2 protein-coding genes are annotated in these 1,509 nt (G+C 65.2%); one reads left to right on the top strand and one right to left on the bottom strand.

The genetic code is table 11. The annotated features are described in order from the left end of the window. On the top strand, positions 1-468 hold a 468-nt coding region (locus tag EN893_RS33545; protein WP_164781812.1), incomplete at its 5' end, for a hypothetical protein. A 285-nt stretch (positions 469-753) separates the two neighbouring features. On the opposite strand, the gene EN893_RS33535 is transcribed toward EN893_RS33545, so the two are convergent. Further along, on the bottom strand, positions 754-1,461 hold the full coding sequence (locus EN893_RS33535) for an ABC-type transport auxiliary lipoprotein family protein (RefSeq protein WP_127271479.1): 708 nt from the start codon (positions 1,459-1,461) through the stop codon (positions 754-756). Between the last annotated feature and the right edge of the window lie 48 nt (positions 1,462-1,509).

Raw genomic sequence — 1,509 nt, 5'->3', positions numbered from 1 at the left:
CCCCAGGGCGGATGGGTGCGGGATCTGCTGACCGCGGCATCGAACGATGAGGACCTCAGGTCGGCAGCCCCTACGGCCCCCGTGGAAGCGCAGCGCGCTACCCCTGCCCAGCGCTCGCCCCTGCATGTCGTGGAATCGCTGAACTCGCTCTCCGTCGATATCGCGCGTGCCATCGACCACGAGGCTTCGATCGAGCTGTGGAACCGCTACCGGCGTGGCGAGCGTGACGTGTTCACAAGGCGGCTCTACACGTTGAAGGGACAGCAGACGTTCGACGAGATCCGTCGCAAGTATCAGGCGGAAGCCGAGTTCCGCGCCGCTGTCGACCGCTACTGCGACGATTTCGAGAAGCTGCTCAAGGATGTCTCGCGCAACGACCGCGACAACATCATGGCGCAGACCTACCTGACGTCGGACACCGGCAAGGTCTACACCATGCTGGCCCATGCGAGCGGCCGCCTGCACTGAGCGGGCGACGAGGATCACAATCGGTCGGCGCCGCCCCTCATCCGCCTGCCGGCACCTTCTCCCCATATAGTGACGGGGAGAAGGAGATGGCCGCACTCCCGGCGCCCATTCAGCAACGTTGGCGATTGGCGAAATCTTCGGCGACAACGTCTTTCTCCCCGTCACTATACGGGGAGAAATGCCCGGCAGGGCAATGAGGGGCGGCGCAAACCAAAGATCTTTAGTCGATGCGCTGTGCGACGTGGTTTCAACGCGACGCACGATCGCTTTGAAAGCTCGGCCGGCTCAGATCACCGAATCCGTCCAGCGCACGATTTGCCCGGCGGCGTCGCCGAACGCCTTGTCGAGCGCGCTGACATAGGCAGGATTGCCGCTGCCCGAGACGGGTGCGGCTGCGGTGAAGCTCTTGGAGGCACGGACCTCGCCGTTGCGATCGTTCAGGATCCGCACGAACAGATCGACCTCGGCATGTTCGCCGCCGTCGACACGCACCTCGAAGGACCGGATTTCGACGATCACCTGATAGTCGATCGCCAGGCCCTCGCCCGGCTTGCCGACGCCGGCAAAGCTGCCCGAGCGCTGGAAGGTCTCGGCCAGCCGCGCCTGCACGATCAGCGGCAGCCGGTCGGCCCATTGCGCGCCCTTAAGATACTGGATCGAGCGATCCGACGGTTTGATGACGATGTTCTGGCTGTCCAGCGCCTTGAGCGCCGACGGCTGCGCGATCAGGATCTGGCGGCGGCTATGGCCATGCGCGTCGATCGACGGCGCCGACAGCTCGAACGTATCGAGCGGCGCGGGCTTGCCGCCCAACGCCGCGCAGCCGGCCAGCGTCAGGGCAAGCAGTGCCGCAGCCGATGTCAACCCGCCCGTTTTCACCCACACAGACTTCACGCGCGATCCCCGTTGTCCCCGGATCGTAAGATCGACCCGCTTTCGCGGCTCATGTTTCTGGGGCGCGCCGTCGCCGAAGTCAACGCCGCGCCCTGCCATCGAATTGCCGAACCTCGCCGTCGCCACCCGAAAGGATGCGCTGCGGAT

Origin of the sequence: Mesorhizobium sp. M7A.F.Ca.CA.004.04.2.1 (assembly GCF_004022825.1) — a bacterium.
Classification (GTDB): Bacteria; Pseudomonadota; Alphaproteobacteria; order Rhizobiales; family Rhizobiaceae; genus Mesorhizobium.
Note: the sequence above shows the minus strand (reverse complement) of the source record. Positions and strands in the feature narration are given on the sequence as shown.